The organism is Streptomyces sp. NPDC007164, from assembly GCF_040634135.1.
GTDB classification, from domain to species: Bacteria; Actinomycetota; Actinomycetes; order Streptomycetales; family Streptomycetaceae; genus Streptomyces; species Streptomyces sanglieri.
Map to the genome: position 1 here is coordinate 13,890 of NZ_JBEYFB010000038.1, position 15,641 is coordinate 29,530.

At 71.9% G+C, this 15,641-nt stretch carries 14 protein-coding genes; 10 read left to right on the forward strand and 4 right to left on the reverse strand.

What is annotated here, in order from left to right; all coding sequences use genetic code 11:
* Window positions 1–32: 32 nt before the first annotated feature.
* Entirely contained in the window at window positions 33–911 is an 879-nt protein-coding gene (locus ABZ622_RS32195) for a hypothetical protein (protein ID WP_360549254.1), read from the forward strand.
* 96 nt (window positions 912–1,007) lie between these two features.
* On the opposite strand, the gene ABZ622_RS32200 is transcribed toward ABZ622_RS32195, so the two are convergent.
* Window positions 1,008–2,921, reverse strand: coding sequence for a hypothetical protein (locus ABZ622_RS32200; RefSeq protein WP_360549256.1), 1,914 nt, complete (start codon window positions 2,919–2,921; stop codon window positions 1,008–1,010).
* 195 nt (window positions 2,922–3,116) lie between these two features.
* Here ABZ622_RS32200 and radA point away from each other — a divergent pair, with 195 nt between their 5' ends.
* Together radA and disA are read left to right on the forward strand one after the other, a co-directional pair.
* Complete coding sequence (radA, locus tag ABZ622_RS32205) at window positions 3,117–4,529, forward strand: DNA repair protein RadA (RefSeq protein ID WP_360549258.1); 1,413 nt, start codon at window positions 3,117–3,119, stop codon at window positions 4,527–4,529.
* Window positions 4,530–4,609: 80 nt separating this feature from the next.
* Window positions 4,610–5,734, forward strand: coding sequence for a DNA integrity scanning diadenylate cyclase DisA (gene disA / locus ABZ622_RS32210; protein ID WP_266690186.1), 1,125 nt, complete (start codon window positions 4,610–4,612; stop codon window positions 5,732–5,734).
* Between the two features lie 88 nt (window positions 5,735–5,822).
* Here the strand turns inward: disA and ABZ622_RS32215 are convergent, their stop codons facing one another.
* Window positions 5,823–6,593, reverse strand: a complete 771-nt coding sequence (locus ABZ622_RS32215; protein WP_360549342.1) for a hypothetical protein — start codon at window positions 6,591–6,593, stop codon at window positions 5,823–5,825.
* 272 nt (window positions 6,594–6,865) lie between these two features.
* Here ABZ622_RS32215 and ABZ622_RS32220 point away from each other — a divergent pair, with 272 nt between their 5' ends.
* From ABZ622_RS32220 to cseC, 6 genes are all read left to right on the forward strand, one after another.
* On the forward strand, window positions 6,866–7,513 hold the full coding sequence (locus ABZ622_RS32220) for a phosphatase PAP2 family protein (RefSeq protein ID WP_360549261.1): 648 nt from the start codon (window positions 6,866–6,868) through the stop codon (window positions 7,511–7,513).
* A 144-nt stretch (window positions 7,514–7,657) separates the two neighbouring features.
* Window positions 7,658–8,560, forward strand: a complete 903-nt coding sequence (locus ABZ622_RS32225; protein ID WP_259934116.1) for an A/G-specific adenine glycosylase — start codon at window positions 7,658–7,660, stop codon at window positions 8,558–8,560.
* Between the two features lie 188 nt (window positions 8,561–8,748).
* Window positions 8,749–9,363, forward strand: coding sequence for a SigE family RNA polymerase sigma factor (locus ABZ622_RS32230; protein WP_124719463.1), 615 nt, complete (start codon window positions 8,749–8,751; stop codon window positions 9,361–9,363).
* 83 nt (window positions 9,364–9,446) lie between these two features.
* On the forward strand, window positions 9,447–10,091 hold the full coding sequence (locus tag ABZ622_RS32235; protein ID WP_360549344.1) for a hypothetical protein: 645 nt from the start codon (window positions 9,447–9,449) through the stop codon (window positions 10,089–10,091).
* A 10-nt stretch (window positions 10,092–10,101) separates the two neighbouring features.
* Window positions 10,102–10,806 (forward strand): two-component system response regulator CseB, encoded by a 705-nt coding sequence (gene cseB, locus ABZ622_RS32240; RefSeq protein WP_124719464.1) that lies wholly within the window; start codon window positions 10,102–10,104, stop codon window positions 10,804–10,806.
* Window positions 10,803–12,188, forward strand: a complete 1,386-nt coding sequence (gene cseC, locus ABZ622_RS32245) for a two-component system sensor histidine kinase CseC (protein WP_360549264.1) — start codon at window positions 10,803–10,805, stop codon at window positions 12,186–12,188. Before cseB ends, cseC begins: the two co-directional genes overlap by 4 nt.
* Window positions 12,189–12,251: 63 nt before the next feature.
* On the opposite strand, the gene ABZ622_RS32250 is transcribed toward cseC, so the two are convergent.
* Entirely contained in the window at window positions 12,252–13,823 is a 1,572-nt protein-coding gene (locus ABZ622_RS32250; RefSeq protein WP_360549266.1) for an MDR family MFS transporter, read from the reverse strand.
* 128 nt (window positions 13,824–13,951) lie between these two features.
* On the opposite strand from ABZ622_RS32250, the gene ABZ622_RS32255 reads away from it, so the two are divergent.
* Window positions 13,952–14,536, forward strand: a complete 585-nt coding sequence (locus ABZ622_RS32255; protein WP_360549268.1) for a helix-turn-helix domain-containing protein — start codon at window positions 13,952–13,954, stop codon at window positions 14,534–14,536.
* 19 nt (window positions 14,537–14,555) lie between these two features.
* Here the strand turns inward: ABZ622_RS32255 and ABZ622_RS32260 are convergent, their stop codons facing one another.
* On the reverse strand, window positions 14,556–15,266 hold the full coding sequence (locus ABZ622_RS32260; RefSeq protein ID WP_360549270.1) for a M23 family metallopeptidase: 711 nt from the start codon (window positions 15,264–15,266) through the stop codon (window positions 14,556–14,558).
* Window positions 15,267–15,641: the final 375 nt, after the last annotated feature.

Below are 15,641 nucleotides of genomic sequence, written 5' to 3' on the forward strand. Positions count from 1 at the left end.
CGCTACCGGGACCTCGGACTTACCCTTGGCGCGTGCCAAAGACGAAAAAGGCGAAGCCGGGCAAAAACACGAAGAAGCAGAGAACGAAGCAGGAGATGCGGCAACAGGAAGCACCGGAAGCGAACGGACCGGACCGGTCCGACGACGAGACGGGGATCGATTTCGCGCGCGCCTGGGTCGAGTTCCCGGACCCGGGGGACGACGAACAGATCTTCCGCTGCGACCTGACCTGGCTGACCTCCAGGTGGACCTGCATCTTCGGCAGCGGCTGCCAGGGCATCCAGGCGGGCCGTGCGGACGACGGCTGCTGCACGCTGGGTGCGCACTTCTCGGACGAGGACGACGAGAAGCGGGTGGCGGGCCACGTCGAACGGCTGACCCCCGACCTGTGGCAGTTCCACGACGTCGGTACGGAGACGGGCTGGGTCCAGGTCGACGACGACGGGGAACGCCAGACCCGGCGCTGGAAGGGCTCGTGCATCTTCCAGAACCGGCCCGGATTCGCGGGAGGCGCGGGCTGCTCCCTGCACATCCTGGCGCTGCGGGAGGGCAAGGAGCCCCTGGAGACCAAGCCGGACGTCTGCTGGCAGCTGCCGGTCCGGCGCACGTACGACTGGATCGACCGGCCCGACGACACCCGGATCCTCCAGGTGTCGATCGGTGAGTACGACCGCCGGGGCTGGGGTCCGGGCGGCCACGATCTGCACTGGTGGTGCACCTCGGCAACCTCGGCGCACGGGGCCGGGGAGCCGGTGTACGTCTCGTACCGGCCCGAGCTCATCGAGATGATGGGCAAGGAGGCGTACGACCGCCTCGTCGAGCTGTGCGAGGAGCGGCTCTCCGCGCTGCTCCCGATGGCACCGCACCCCGCGGATCCGGCCCCTCCGGCCGACCCGGCCGACCCGGCGTGACGAAGCAGGGACATACGTGAGGAAGCAGCGGCGTACGTGAGCCTCGGCCGGCCGGGGCGGCGCACGCACGTCAGAGAGCAGCGGCGTACGTGAGCCTCAGCCGGCCGGGGGCGGTGTGCCCGGTCCCGGGTCGGTGGTGGGTGTGGGGTCGGTCGGGTCCGGGGACGGGTCGGGCGGGCCCGAGTCCGTCGGGGTCGGTGTGGGGTCGCTCGGGTCGGGCGACGGCGAGGGGGCCGGCGAGGACGTGGGCGGCTGCGAAGGCCCGGGGGTGGCGGTCGGGTGCCCCGGGCCGCCGGGCGAGGGCCGCGTCGCGCCGTGCCCCCGGATCGCCACCGCCGAACCCGACGGGGCGAGGGCGATGCGCGCGCTCCACGGGCCGGCCGGCTCCCTCCGGTGGTCGACGAGGACCTGGACCGTGACGCTCTCGCCCGCGGCGAGGGTGCCCGAGTAGCGGCTCAGCCGCACCCACGACGCGTCCGCGCGGGCCGACCAGGCGACCGGCGCGCCGCCCGACGCGGTCAGCCGGATCAGGGTCCGGCCGCCGGACGAGCGAGCCTCGACGGTGAGCCCGCCGACGCCGTCCCGGCCCGGACCCGAGCCGATCACCTCCGCCGAGACGTCCGGAGCGCGGCCGTCGTCGAAGCGGGCACCGGGCTGGGGCCGGGCGTTGCCCGCGTTCTCGTAGTGTCCGTCCGCTCCACCGTCGAGCTCGTGCCGGGCGTCGCTCTCGGTGGCGGTGACCGACGAGCCCTCATGGCCCTCGCCGGTCTGCGGCGCGCCCCGGTACGCGGTCCACAGCGCGATCACCGGGGCTGCCACGACCGTCGCCACCACCGTCGTCGTCACGACCCTGGCCCGCAGCCGGTCCCGGCGCGCGGCGTGGTCCTTCGGGTCCATGGGGAAGCCCGCCCGGTCGAAGCGCGGGCCGCCGGAGCGGTTCCGCCGGGCGTGGACCATCGCGACGTACGCCGACGGCCGGGGTGCCTCGACCACCGGCAGCGCGGCGGCCGCGGTGACCGCGGCGCCGGGCCAGGGGCCCTCGGCGCCGGCCCGTTCGGCGGCCCTGCGGCAGCGGGGACAGTCGTCGACGTGGCGGACGAGTTCGCGGCGCAGGGCGGCGGAGAGCAGGGCGCGTCCGCCGGTGAGCCGGGCGACGGTGGGGCAGTTGCCGGTCTCCACGACGGCGAGGGCGGCGCGGGTGCGCTCCACCTCGCAGGCGGCCGCGGCCAGCAGCTCCCGGGCGGTCGCCGGTTCGAGGCCCAGGACGGAGGCGACGGCGCGCGGGGCGAGGCGGTGGCGTACGGCGAGTTCGAGCGCCTCGCGCTGCTCGGGGGTGGTGCCCGCGGCCTCGGGCCAGGCCAGCTTGGCCAGTTCGCGGCGGTGCGCCTCGGCGGCGGCCTCGGTCTCGGGGGCGCGGGCGGGGCCGGCGGGGGCGCCGCCCGGCACGACCGCGGCGGGGGCGGAAGCGGGGGTCTTCGCGGCGACGCCCGGGGGCGTACGGCGTACGGCACGCGCCCCCTGGGCCGTCGATCCGCCCGACGGCTGCTTGCCCGGCGGCCCGCCCGCCCGCTTCGTCTCCTGTTTGGACTGCTTGGACTGCGATGCCTGCTTCGCCTGTTCCATCTGCTTCGCGGAGAGCCTGCCCGGCTGCTTCCCGGCCTTGTGCCGGTGCGCCTGGCGGCCCTTCCCCTGCTCGGCCTTCTGCTCGGCGAGCCTGCGCAGACACATCCATCTGGCCAGCGCGTACAGCCAGGATTTACGTTCCTCCTCGCCCGTCGGGCACCGGCCGTCCTGCCGTTCCGCGATCGCGAGCACGCCGCCGAGCGCCTCGGTGGCGGCATCGTGGTCGCAGAGCACGGAGAGGCAGTAGGTGAACAGGCCGTCGAGATGCGGCTCGTACCGGGCGGGCGGGCGACGCGGCGAAGAGTGCGTCGAGAGACGGGGCGCACCGTGCCGCGTCCGGTGTGCGCCGGTGGCTTGCGTGGGGGGCTCCAGACCGCTGCTCGTCACCTTGCGACCGTAGGCAGCACAGGGCACACCTTTCGCGCCCCTTGAGCACTTTTAATCCTTACGGGTGAACGTATCCCTCAAAAGGGGACAGGAATTACCTATTCCGCCGGTAGCGCCACGCCTCTGGCGCGGGCGCACGCCCGCCTTCCGGCCGTGCCCGGCGGCATTGTCGTACCTCACCTATACGGTTGCGCCATGGCTGCCCGTACGAAATCCGCGAAGGACCGGCCGTCCTACCGCTGCACCGAATGCGGCTGGACGACCGCCAAGTGGCTCGGCCGCTGCCCCGAATGCCAGGCGTGGGGGACGGTCGAGGAGTTCGGCGGCGCCCCCGCCGTGCGGACCACCGCGGCCGGCCGGGTCAGTACCGCCGCGCTCCCCATCGGCCAGGTCGACAGCCGGCAGGCCACCGCCCGGTCCACCGGCGTCGGTGAGCTGGACCGGGTGCTCGGCGGCGGCCTCGTGCCGGGTGCCGTGGTGCTCGTCGCGGGCGAGCCCGGCGTCGGCAAGTCGACGCTGCTGCTGGACGTCGCCGCCAAGGCCGCGAGCGACGAGCACCGCACGCTCTACGTCACCGCCGAGGAGTCCGCGAGCCAGGTGCGGCTGCGCGCCGACCGGATCCGGGCGATCAACGACCATCTGTACCTGGCCGCCGAGACCGACCTGTCCGCGGTCCTCGGCCATCTCGACGCCGTCAAGCCCTCGCTACTCATCCTCGACTCCGTACAGACCGTCGCCTCGCCCGAGATCGACGGGGCGCCGGGCGGCATGGCGCAGGTCCGGGAGGTCGCCGGCGCGCTGATCCGGGCCTCCAAGGAGCGCGGCATGTCGACGCTCCTGGTCGGCCATGTCACCAAGGACGGGGCGATCGCGGGCCCCCGGCTGCTGGAGCACCTCGTCGATGTGGTGCTCTCCTTCGAGGGCGACCGCCATGCCCGCCTGCGGCTCGTACGGGGTGTCAAGAACAGGTACGGCGCGACCGACGAGGTGGGCTGCTTCGAGCTGCACGACGAGGGCATCACCGGCCTCGCCGACCCCTCCGGGCTGTTCCTCACCCGGCGCGACGAGCCCGTGCCCGGCACCTGCCTGACCGTCACCCTGGAGGGCAAGCGGCCGCTCGTCGCCGAGGTGCAGGCGCTGACGGTCGATTCCCAGATCCCTTCGCCCCGGCGCACCACCTCCGGCCTGGAGACGTCCCGGGTCTCGATGATGCTCGCGGTCCTGGAGCAGCGCGGCCGGATCAGCTCGCTGGGCAAGCGGGACATCTACAGCGCGACGGTCGGCGGTGTGAAGCTCTCCGAGCCCGCCGCAGACCTCGCGGTCGCGCTGGCACTGGCCAGTGCCGCGAGCGACACCCCCCTGCCGAAGAACCTGGTGGCGATCGGCGAGGTGGGCCTCGCGGGCGAGGTCAGAAGGGTCACGGGGGTCCAGCGCAGGCTGGCCGAGGCGTACCGCCTGGGCTTCACGCACGCCCTGGTTCCGACCGATCCGGGCAAGGTCCCGGCCGGTATGAAGGTCACAGAAGTCGCCAACATGGGCGATGCGCTGAGAGTCCTCCCGCGCCGGTCTCGTGCACAGGCCCCCCAGGAGGAGAGCGCACGCCGGTAGACTTTGCCCTGGTCTCGCCCGTCCGTACGAACGGTACGAGGGACGTAAGGGCACCGCAAACCTGTGACCGGAGGAGTGCAGTGGCAGCCAACGACCGGGCAGCATCGCCCGGAAAGTCCGGCCAAGGCACCGGTATTGAGGCGCTCATGCGCGCCTCCCTGAGCGCCGTGGCGCCCGGAATGGCGCTGCGGGACGGCCTGGAGCGCATCCTCCGCGGCAACACCGGCGGGCTGATCGTGCTCGGCATGGATAAGACCGTCGAATCGATGTGCACCGGCGGATTCGTGCTGGACGTGGAGTTCACCGCGACCCGCCTGCGCGAGCTGGCCAAGCTCGACGGCGCGCTGATCCTCGACAAGGACATGACGAAGATCCTGCGCGCCGGCGTGCAACTGGTGCCGGACGCCTCCATCCCCACCGAGGAGACCGGCACCCGGCACCGCACCGCGGACCGGGTCTCCAAGCAGTGCAATTTCCCGGTCGTCTCGGTCTCCCAGTCGATGCGCCTGATCGCGCTGTACGTGGACGGGGAGCGCCGGGTCCTGGAGGAGTCCGCCGCGATCCTCTCCCGCGCCAACCAGGCCCTCGCCACCCTGGAGCGCTACAAGCTCCGGCTGGACGAGGTCGCGGGCACGCTCTCCGCGCTGGAGATCGAGGACCTGGTGACGGTCCGGGACGTGACGGCCGTCGCGCAGCGGCTGGAGATGGTCCGCCGGATCGCGACCGAGATCGCGGAGTACGTGGTCGAGCTGGGCACCGACGGCCGGCTTCTCTCGCTCCAGCTGGACGAGTTGATCGCGGGCGTCGAGCCGGAGCGCGAGCTGGTGGTGCGCGACTACGTGCCGGAGCCGACCGCCAAGCGGTCCCGCACGGTCGCCGAGGCGCTGACCGAGCTGGACGCGCTCTCCCACACCGAGCTGCTCGAACTCGCGGTCGTGGCGCGGGCCCTGGGCTACAGCGGCTCGCCCGAGACGCTGGATTCGGCGGTCTCGCCGCGCGGCTTCCGGCTGCTGGCCAAGGTGCCGCGGCTGCCCGGGGCGATCATCGACCGGCTGGTGGAGCACTTCGGCGGTCTGCAGAAGCTGCTCGCCGCCAGTGTGGACGACCTCCAGACGGTGGACGGCGTCGGCGAGGCACGGGCGCGCAGCGTGCGCGAGGGGCTGTCCCGGCTGGCCGAGTCGTCGATCCTCGAACGCTACGTGTAGAAGCAGGCGCGGACAGCACGACCGGGGCCCGGGGGACCGGGCCCCGCCAGGACGATCGGGGCCGTGTCCGCACACGGCCCCGCGCCGCTCAGTCCTTCGCGAGGACGAACGAGGCGCGCTGCACCGGCTCGCCCGGCGCCTTCGCCTCGACCAGATACGTACCGGGGCCCGCCGTCCCCGCGGGCGGCGTCGCGCACTGCGGGGAGCTCTTCCTGCGGTCCCACTCCACGGTGTGGACCACGGTCGCGCCCGCCGGGACCTTCAGCAGCAGCCCGGCCGCGTTGCGCGGGCAGTCCTTGGAGGACCACACCTGGTCGTCGTCGCCGCCGGCCTCGGTGATGGTGAGCACCGCGTTCTTCGGCCCGAGGTCGGCCTTGCAGGTGGTGGCCGAGGTGTTCTTGACGACCAGTTCGAACTTCGGCTTCTCGCCGGGGGCGTATTCGAGTTCGGTGCTCAGGCTCAACCGGAGCGCCGCGGGGGTGCAGTCGGGGAGCGAGGAGGAGGCCGGCACCTGCTGGCCCGCCGTACCGCCGCCGCCCGTGCCGCCGGACCCGGCGTCGGAGCCGCCGCCCGAGCCCGTGCCGCCGTCGCCCGGACCGCCGCCGGAGCCCGCGTCCGTACCGCCGCCGCCCGAGCCGCCACCGCCCGAGTCGTCCGACTCGTCGCGCCCGCCGGGCTGTTGGCTGATGGCCGGGCCCGATCCGCCGGGGCCCGGCGTGATCTCCTGCGCGGGGCCCGAACCGGCGGGGCGGGCGTCGTCCTTGCTCTTCTTGTCCCCGCCCGAGGTGACGACCCATACGATCAGCAGCGCGAGCAGCGCAACGAGCGTCGCCGCTACGGCCCTCCGTCGCCAGTAGATGGTGGAGGGAAGCGGACCGATCGGATTACGCAAAGATCCCACGGCTCAAACTGTACGAGAGATCGGCACCAACTCCCGCCCCACCCGCCGCCCGGGGCCGGAAGTTTTACGGATCATCATCACGGACGGCCCGTTCCGGCCCCGTACGACCGTCCGTCCGGCCCCGCACGAACGCCCAGTTGGCCTGCCGGGCGGTCGTCCCGCCCCTCGCCGGGTTGGCCGCCGGGCGACGCCTGGATGAACACCAGGTTTCATTGACTACCCTCTGTCACATGGATAGTTCAGTCACCGCACCGCTCTACCGGGACATCACCGACTTCGCACATGACATGCCGTCATGGGTGCAGCATCTGGCCGAGATATGGACGGAGCTCGGGCTCCTCCTCTTCGGTGTCCTGTTCATCACCGGGTGGTGGCGTGCCCGGCGCCTGGGCGACGGCGCCCTGGCACTGGCGGTGCTCGCACCCGTCGGGACGGCCTTCGGCTATGTGGTCAGCGAGGTGCTCAAGTCGGTGGTGGACGAGGAGCGCCCGTGCCGGTCGGTCGCCGGGGCGGCGGCCTCCCTGGTGACCTGCCCGCCGACGGGCGACTGGTCCTTCCCCAGCAACCACTCCGCGATCGCCGGCGCGGCGGCGGTCGCCCTCGCGATCTCCCGCCCCCGGCTGGCCTGGCTCACCGTGCCGATGGCCCTGCTGATGGCCTTCTCCCGGGTCTTCGTCGGCGTGCACTATCCGCATGACGTGGCGGTCGGGCTGCTGCTGGGCGCCGCCGTCTCCGCCCTGGCGGTCGCCGTACTGCGCCGCCCCGCGCAGTCGCTCGCCAGGACGGTACGGAGCAGCGGGGCGCCGGTGGCGGCCTGGGCGTCCGGACCGGGCGCGGTGCGGACCGGACGCTCCCGGCGACGCGGCAAGCGGCACTGACGGCCCGGCGGAACCCGCTTGGGCCGGTTGCCGGACCCCCGGGGCTCGGACGGGTGGCATTATCACCCCAAGGGCCCCCAGGCGACGCGACACCACCGTGCGCTCGACCGTCGTCCGCTCTTCCGTGCCAGGATCGGCGGTGCGATGACTGCCATGACTGCGACACAGACGCCCCCCGCCTCCCTCCACTCCCCCGTCATCGGGTGGTTCGACCAGCACGCCCGCGATCTGCCCTGGCGCCGCCCCGAAGCGGGCGCCTGGGGTGTGATGGTGAGCGAGTTCATGCTGCAGCAGACCCCCGTGAGCCGGGTCCTCCCGGTGTACGAACAGTGGCTGGCCCGCTGGCCCCGCCCCGCCGACCTGGCCGCCGAGCCGCCCGGCGAGGCGGTCCGTGCCTGGGGCCGGCTCGGCTACCCCCGCCGGGCGCTCCGCCTGCACGGGGCCGCGCAGGCCATAACGGAGCGGCACGGCGGCGACGTACCGAGCGAGCACGGTCAGCTGCTCGCACTGCCCGGGATCGGTGAGTACACCGCGGCGGCCGTGGCCTCGTTCGCGTACGGACAGCGGCATGCCGTGCTCGACACCAACGTCCGCCGGGTGTTCGCCCGGGCCGCGTCCGGGATCCAGTACCCGCCGAACGCGACCACCGCCGCCGAGCGCAAGCTCGCCCGCGCGCTCCTGCCCGAGGAGGACGAACGGGCGGCCCGCTGGGCCGCCGCGACGATGGAGCTCGGCGCCCTCGTCTGCACCGCGAAGAACGAGGACTGCAACCGGTGCCCGATCTCCGGACAGTGCGCCTGGCGGCTGGCCGGGAAGCCCGCCCACCAGGGGCCCCCGCGCCGCGGCCAGACCTACGCCGGCACCGACCGGCAGGTGCGCGGACGGCTGCTCGCCGTGTTGCGGGACGCCATGACACCGGTGCCGCAGTCGGCGCTGGACGCGGTGTGGGACGAACCGGTGCAGCGCGCCCGCGCACTGGACGGCCTGGTCGCCGACGGCCTGGTCGAACCGCTGGCCGGCGGGCAGTACCGGCTGCCGCTGAGCTGAGCTCCGTACCCGCTCCATACCCGCCCCGCTCCCCTCCGCTGTTACACAACCGATGGACAGCCGTGCGTCGGCGTATGGCTGCTCCGCACAACCCCGTGACAACAGCTCCGTAGCGTCTTCTCCGTCAGCCCGACCGAACGACGGCGGCGGCGGTTCTACGGGGATCCACGGGGACGGAGGCGGTTGGAATGGCGCACGGCGAGGTGCTCGAATTCGAGGACTACGTACGCACTCGGCACGACGCGCTGCTGCGCAGCGCGCGACGGCTGGTCCCCGACCCGGTGGACGCGCAGGACCTGCTCCAGACCGCCCTGGTCCGTACGTACGGCCGCTGGGACGGCATCGCCGACAAGTCCCTGGCCGACGCCTATCTGCGCCGCGTCATGATCAACACCCGTACCGAGTGGTGGCGGGCCCGCAAGCTGGACGAGGTTCCCACCGAGCAGCTTCCCGACGCGAGCGTCGAGGACGGCACCGAGCAGCGCGCCGACCGCGCCCTGCTGATGGACGTGCTCGGCGTACTGGCTCCGAAGCAGCGCAGCGTCGTCGTGCTGCGACACTGGGAGCAGATGAGCACGGAGGAGACGGCTGCCGCGCTCGGCATGTCGGCCGGTACGGTGAAGAGCACGCTGCACCGTGCGCTGGCACGGCTGCGCCAGGAGTTGGAGAGCCGTGAGGCGGCGAACCGGGAGACCGTGCTCGCCGAGGAGCGGCGCCCGGCCGCCGACCGTGCTCCGGCACGTGCGCGGACGCGGGCGGGCAGGCATATGGACGAACGGGGGCGGGAGCGTTGCGCGGCCTGACAGCCAGCGGCGACGGGGGCGACGGCGACCGTGGCGGTGGAAGAGACGACGGTGGCCGTGCGGCCACCGTCCGACGTGGCCGGATCCTGACCGGCTGGGCGGCGAGCGCCACGACCCTGGTCGGCCTCGCCGCCTTCGGGCTGCTCACCGTCAGCTGCTCGACCGGCGGTACCGGCACCCGGGACGAGGGCCCGGCCGGCACCCAGCCCGTCGCCCAGGTCACGCCCAGCGGCGAGCCGTCCTCCTCCGCCCGGCCCTCCTCGCGGATCGACCCGGTGGCGCTGCTCAAGCGGGACCCCAAGGTCAGCGAGCGGGTCCGGACGGATCTCAAGCCCTGCACCGGCTCCGAGTACCCGGTGGACACCTCGTACGGCACCGTGACCGGCGGTCCCTCCCCCGATGTCGTGGTGAACGTGATGACCTGCGGCGATTCGGTGGGCGTGGGCACCTATGTGTACCGCCCGCGGAACAACGGCTCGTACGAGAACGTGTTCGCCATCGAGCAGCCCGCGGTCTACGGCACCATCGACCGCGGTGATCTGGTGGTGACGACCCAGGTGTACGAGAAGAAGGACTCGGTCGCGTACCCCTCCGGCGAGGAAGTGATCACCTACCGCTGGGCGGGCAACCGGTTCAACGAGCACGACCGGGTGCACAACGACTTCAACCGAGCCGTCGGCAGCGGCGGAGCGGCTCTGCCGGGAGACGCCGAACCGGCGGAGAACTGAGAGCAGTCTGATGGCCGAGACCCACGTCCTGTTCGTCGAGGACGACGATGTCATCCGCGAGGCGACCCAGCTGGCGCTGGAGCGCGACGGCTTCGCGGTCACCGCCATGCCCGACGGGCTGTCGGGGCTGGAGGCGTTCCGGGCCGACCGCCCCGACATCGCCCTGCTCGACGTGATGGTGCCGGGGCTGGACGGGGTCAGCCTCTGCCGGCGGATCCGCGACGAGTCGACCGTGCCCGTGATCATGCTGTCGGCCCGCGCGGACTCGATCGACGTGGTGCTCGGCCTGGAGGCCGGAGCGGACGACTACGTCACCAAGCCCTTCGACGGGGCGGTCCTGGTCGCCCGGATCCGTGCCGTGCTGCGCCGCTTCGGCCATGCCACGGGCGGCCGGCCGGGCATCGGGGAGCCGGAGCCGCAGCCGGTCGGCGGGGTGCTGGTCTTCGGTGATCTGGAGGTCGACACCGAGGGCATGGCGGTCCACCGGGCCGGCGAGCAGGTGGCGCTGACCCCTACCGAGATGCGGCTGCTGCTGGAGTTCTCCGCGGCGCCCGGCACGGTGCTCTCCCGCGACAAGCTCCTGGAGCGGGTCTGGGACTACGGATGGGGTGGCGACACCCGGGTCGTGGATGTCCATGTGCAGCGGCTGCGCACCAAGATCGGCCAGGACCGGATCGAGACGGTCCGCGGCTTCGGCTACAAACTCAGGCCATGAAGCGGCCCGCCCTGCGGACCGGAGTCCGCTGGAAGATCAGCATCGCGATCGCGGCGGTCGGCGCGCTGACCGCGGTCGCGCTCAGCTTCGTCGTCCACAACGCGGCCCGGGTCTCGATGCTGGAGAACGCCCGCGAGGTCCAGCTGGAGCGGCTGACATACGCGCAGCTGCTGTACGAGGCGACGAAGACGAAGAAGGCCGACCCCCGGTTCGGCGCCAAGCTCAACGATCCGACGATGCCGCGCAGCCTGCGCACGGAGACCGGCCGCAACCGGCGCGCCACCCATGTCGAGGTGTCCGCCAAGGGAGTGCCCGACGTGTGGGCGGCCGTGCCGGTCGGCAAGGGCGACGTGCTCTCGCTGCACACCCGCTTCACGGGCCGCAACTCCACGATCATGCGTGATCTCGACCGGGCGCTGATCATCGGCTCGGTCTCGGTGGTGTTCGGCGGCTGTGCGCTGGGCGTGCTGATCGGCGGCCAGCTGTCGCGCCGGCTGCGCAAGGCGGCGGCCGCGGCGGGCCGGGTCGCGCAGGGCAACACCGATGTACGGGTCCGGGAGGCCGTCGGCGGTGTCGTCCAGGACGAGACCGATGAGCTGGCCGGTGCGGTGGACGCGCTGACGGACGCGCTGAACGCGCGGATCGAGGCGGAGCGCCGGGTCACCGCGGACATCGCGCACGAGCTGCGTACGCCGGTGACCGGTCTGCTGACGGCGGCCGAGCTGCTGCCGGACGGCCGCCCCACCGAGCTGGTACGGGACCGGGCGCAGGCGATGCGTACGCTCGTCGAGGACGTGCTGGAGGTGGCCCGGCTGGACAGTGCCTCGGAGCGGGCCGAGCTCCAGGAGATCGCGCTGGGCGAGTTCGTCAGCCGTCGGATCGCGCTGCTGGACCCTGATGTGCGGGTGCGGGTCGTCCACGAGTCCTGGGTCAACACCGATCCGCGCCGGCTGGAACGCATCCTCGGCAATCTGCTGGGCAACGCCGCCAAGCACGGCTCCACCCCGGTCGAGGTCACGGTCGAGGGCCGGGTGGTGCGGATCCGCGACCACGGCTCCGGGTTCCCGGCGGCGCTGCTGCGGGAGGGGCCGAGCCGGTTCCGTACTGGGAGCAGTGACCGGGCCGGGCGCGGGCACGGTCTCGGGCTGACCATCGCCGCCGGTCAGGCGCGGGTCCTCGGGGCCCGGCTGACCTTCCGCAACGCTGCGCCGGAAGGGGCGGCGCCGGGGACGAACGGGGCGATCGCGGTGCTGTGGCTGCCCGAGCACGCGCCGACGAACACCGGCAGCTTCCCGATGCTCCAGGTGTCCGAGCAGCGGAGCCCGGACGACGACGAGGGTGCGAAGGGCGCGAAGTCCGGCCACGGGCGGACCGGCGCCTGAGCCGGATACGACGGGAGGCTCCCGGGGCGCGCCCCGGGAGCCTCCTTCGTACACCGCCGTGGATCAGACGGACTCGGCCTGCTTGGTGGCCGGGCCCGCGCCGCGCAGCGGCACCTCCTTGACGAAGACCGAGGCGAACAGGGCGAGCAGCCCGGCCACGACGCCCACCAGGAACGCGATGTGCGTGCCGGACGACACCGCGAACTGGTACGCCTCACGCGCCGCGTCCGGCAGCTTCGCCAGGCTCGCCGCGTCCAGCTGCGCGGACTTCTCGGTGGCCGCGCCGCCGCCGCGGGCCGCCATCTCGTCCTGCACCCGCCCGGTGAACAGCGCGCCCATGATCGCGACGCCGAAGGAACTGCCGAGCGTACGGAAGAGGGTCGTCGCGGAGGAGGCGACGCCCATGTCCTTCATCTCGACGCTGTTCTGCGCGACGAGCATCGTGATCTGCATCAGGAAGCCCATGCCCGCGCCGAGCACCGCCATGTAGATGCCGGAGGTGAACCGCGTGGTGTCCACGTCCATCTGCGAGAGCAGGAACAGCCCGGTCGCCATCAGTACGGAGCCCGCCACGGGGAATGCCTTGTACTTGCCGGTGCTGGTGGTGACCCGGCCCGCGACGAGCGAGACAACCATCATCGACAGCAGCATCGGCAGGAGCAGCAGCCCCGAGTTGGTCGCCGAGGCGCCCTGGACGGACTGCTGGTACAGGGGCAGGAAGAGCACCGCGCCGAACATCACGAAGCCGGACATGAAGCCGACGACGGACATCAGGGTGAAGTTGCGGTTCCGGAAGATGTGCAGCGGAATGATCGGTTCTGCTGCCTTCGTCTCGACGAAGAGGAAGCCGACGAGCGAGGCGATACCGATCGCGGAGAGCTCCATGATCATGGCGGAGTTCCAGTCGTACTCCGTACCGCCCCAGGTGGTCACCAGCACGATCGCGGTGATGCCGAGGGTCAGCAGCCCGGCGCCGAGGTAGTCGACCTTGGCCTTCGCGGCCTTCTGCTTCGGCAGGTGCAGCACGATGGTGACCATGGCGAGGGCGACCGCGCCCAGCGGCAGGTTTATGTAGAAGCTCCAGCGCCAGCCGAGGTGGTCGGTGATGGTGCCGCCGACCAGCGGTCCGCCGATCATGGCGACGGCCATGACGCCGGCCATCATGCCCTGGTACTTACCGCGCTCGCGGGGTGGTACGAGGTCGCCGATGATCGCCATGACGCCGACCATCAGGCCGCCCGCGCCGAGTCCCTGGACCGCCCGGAAGCCGATCAGCTGGCCCATGTCCTGGGCCATTCCGCTCAGCACCGAGCCGATCAGGAAGATCACGATGGACGTGAGGAAGATGCCCTTGCGCCCGTACATGTCGCCGAGCTTGCCCCAGATGGGGGTGGAGGCCGCGGTGGCCAGGGTGTACGCGGTGACGACCCAGGACAGGTGCTCCAGGCCGCCGAGGTCTCCGACGATGGTCGGCATGGCCGTACCGACGATCAGGTTGTCCAGCATGGCCAGCAGCATCGTGATCATCAGCGCGAACATCACCACCCTGACGCTGCGCTGCGGTGCCTCGGGTTTCCCCACCGGACGGTCGGCGACGGCCGTCTTCCCGCCGGCCGCCTTCTTCAGATCGGACATTGGTCCCCACTCCCCTGATCCCCTGTGCGGGCCGGACACTTACTTGCCGCCCGGCTAGTAACTACACTGGGGAAAGTAGACCCCCAACTAGCCGGGCGTCAAGTAAGTTTGTAGCAAAGGAGAGCTTCATGGGGAGCACGCCGCATCAGCGCCGCGGAAATACGCGCCAGCGCATTCAGGACGTCGCTCTGGAGCTCTTCGCCGAGCAGGGCTACGAGAAGACCTCGCTCCGCGAGATCGCCGAGCGGCTGGAAGTCACCAAGGCGGCGCTGTACTACCACTTCAAGACCAAGGAAGACATCCTGGTCGGCATCTTCGAGGACCTCAACCGCCCGGTCGAGGAGCTGCTCGCCTGGGGCAGGGAGCAGCCGCGCACCCTGGAGACGAAGAAGGAGATCCTCAACCGCTACGGCGACGCCCTGGTCGCCGCCGCCCCGCTGTTCCGCTTCATGCAGGAGAACCAGGCGGCGGTACGCGACCTCAGCATCGGGAAGACCGTCAAGGAACGCGTCCTGGGTCTGGTCGACCTGTTCATGGAGCCCGACGCCTCGCTGGTCGATCAGGTGCGCTGCTCCACCGCGCTCTTCACGATGCACACCGGCATGTTCGCCATCAAGGACCTCGAAGGCGACCCCGAGGAGAAGCGCAAGGCCGTCCTCGAAGTCGCCTTCGAACTGGTCACCCGGGCACACGGCGGGGAATCCGCCGGGTAGCGGGGCCGTCAGGGCCGGGTCAGACCGAGACGCCCTTCTTGTGCAGGAAGCCGACCGGGTTGACCGCGGAGCCGTAGTCGGCGGTGTGCCGGATCTCGAAGTGCAGGTGCGGGCCGCTGGAGTTGCCGGTGTTGCCGGAGAGCGCGATCTTCTCGCCCGTCTTCACGGCCTCGCCGATCCGCACCTCGATCTTCGACAGGTGGGCGTACTGCGAGTACGTGCCGTTGGCATGCTTGATCACCACGGCGTTGCCGTACGCGGGACCGTCGCCGCCGCCGTTGGGGCCGGCCTTCACCACGGTGCCGCCGTGCGCGGCCTCGACCTTGGTGCCGATCGGCACGGCGAAGTCCTGGCCGGAGTGCTTGTGGGCCCAGCGGCTGCCGTCGTTGCCGAAGCTCGCGCTCAGCTCGTAGCGGTTGACCGGGGCCTCCCAGCCGTGCGCCTTCTTCAGAGCGGCCTTCTTCGCCGCGGCCGCCTTCTTGACCGCCGCCGCCTTCTTGACCGCGGCCTTCTCGGCGGCCTTGCCCTGTACGGCCGCCTGCCGGGCGACCGAGTCGGCCGTGCCGGCGTCGATCAGGTTCACCGAATCCGGGGCGCCCGCGGTGCCGGCCGCGAACGCAGCGCCCACACCGAGAACCATCGACGTCCCCAGACCGGCCGCCACGACGGCGCCACGGACACGGGACAGGGACGGGCGGCGGGAGTGCTGGAACGAAACGCGCTTCGACATATGCGGAGAACCTCCGGAGATGACTGGACCCGGCACTTCGACCGGGCTGGCCATCCCTTGGTAACCCGCACCCCAGCCATTGCTCAAACACCCCATCTACGAACAAAAGCCGTAGCCGACACCTCGGGAATTCGCCGCGACGGGTTTACCTCGCCCCGCCTCCGAACCCGTCGAAACTCTTCTTCCGGCCAGGTTTAACCCCAGTTCCAAACCGCTCGAACCGGACAGATCCCGGCGATCCGGGCACTCCCGTCTCCCGCACCGAAAGCCCCTCGACGACGGGGACGAAGGTCCCCGCCACGATCACGACACCCTCTCCTACCGCCCCTAGTGGGCCCGGAACGGGCTGTGCGCCTTGTCACCGCCGGTGGGCCC

What these genes read in the sequence shown, in the direction of transcription:
- radA (WP_360549258.1), top strand. Translation starts at nt 3,117, where the DNA reads ATGGCTGCCCGTACGAAATCCGCGAAGGACCGGCCGTCCTACCGCTGC.
- ABZ622_RS32220 (WP_360549261.1), top strand. Translation starts at nt 6,866, where the DNA reads ATGGATAGTTCAGTCACCGCACCGCTCTACCGGGACATCACCGACTTC.
- ABZ622_RS32225 (WP_259934116.1), top strand. Translation starts at nt 7,658, where the DNA reads ATGACTGCCATGACTGCGACACAGACGCCCCCCGCCTCCCTCCACTCC.
- ABZ622_RS32230 (WP_124719463.1), top strand. Translation starts at nt 8,749, where the DNA reads ATGGCGCACGGCGAGGTGCTCGAATTCGAGGACTACGTACGCACTCGG.
- cseB (WP_124719464.1), top strand. Translation starts at nt 10,102, where the DNA reads ATGGCCGAGACCCACGTCCTGTTCGTCGAGGACGACGATGTCATCCGC.
- cseC (WP_360549264.1), top strand. Translation starts at nt 10,803, where the DNA reads ATGAAGCGGCCCGCCCTGCGGACCGGAGTCCGCTGGAAGATCAGCATC.
- ABZ622_RS32250 (WP_360549266.1), bottom strand. Translation starts at nt 13,823, where the DNA reads ATGTCCGATCTGAAGAAGGCGGCCGGCGGGAAGACGGCCGTCGCCGAC.
- ABZ622_RS32255 (WP_360549268.1), top strand. Translation starts at nt 13,952, where the DNA reads ATGGGGAGCACGCCGCATCAGCGCCGCGGAAATACGCGCCAGCGCATT.
- ABZ622_RS32260 (WP_360549270.1), bottom strand. Translation starts at nt 15,266, where the DNA reads ATGTCGAAGCGCGTTTCGTTCCAGCACTCCCGCCGCCCGTCCCTGTCC.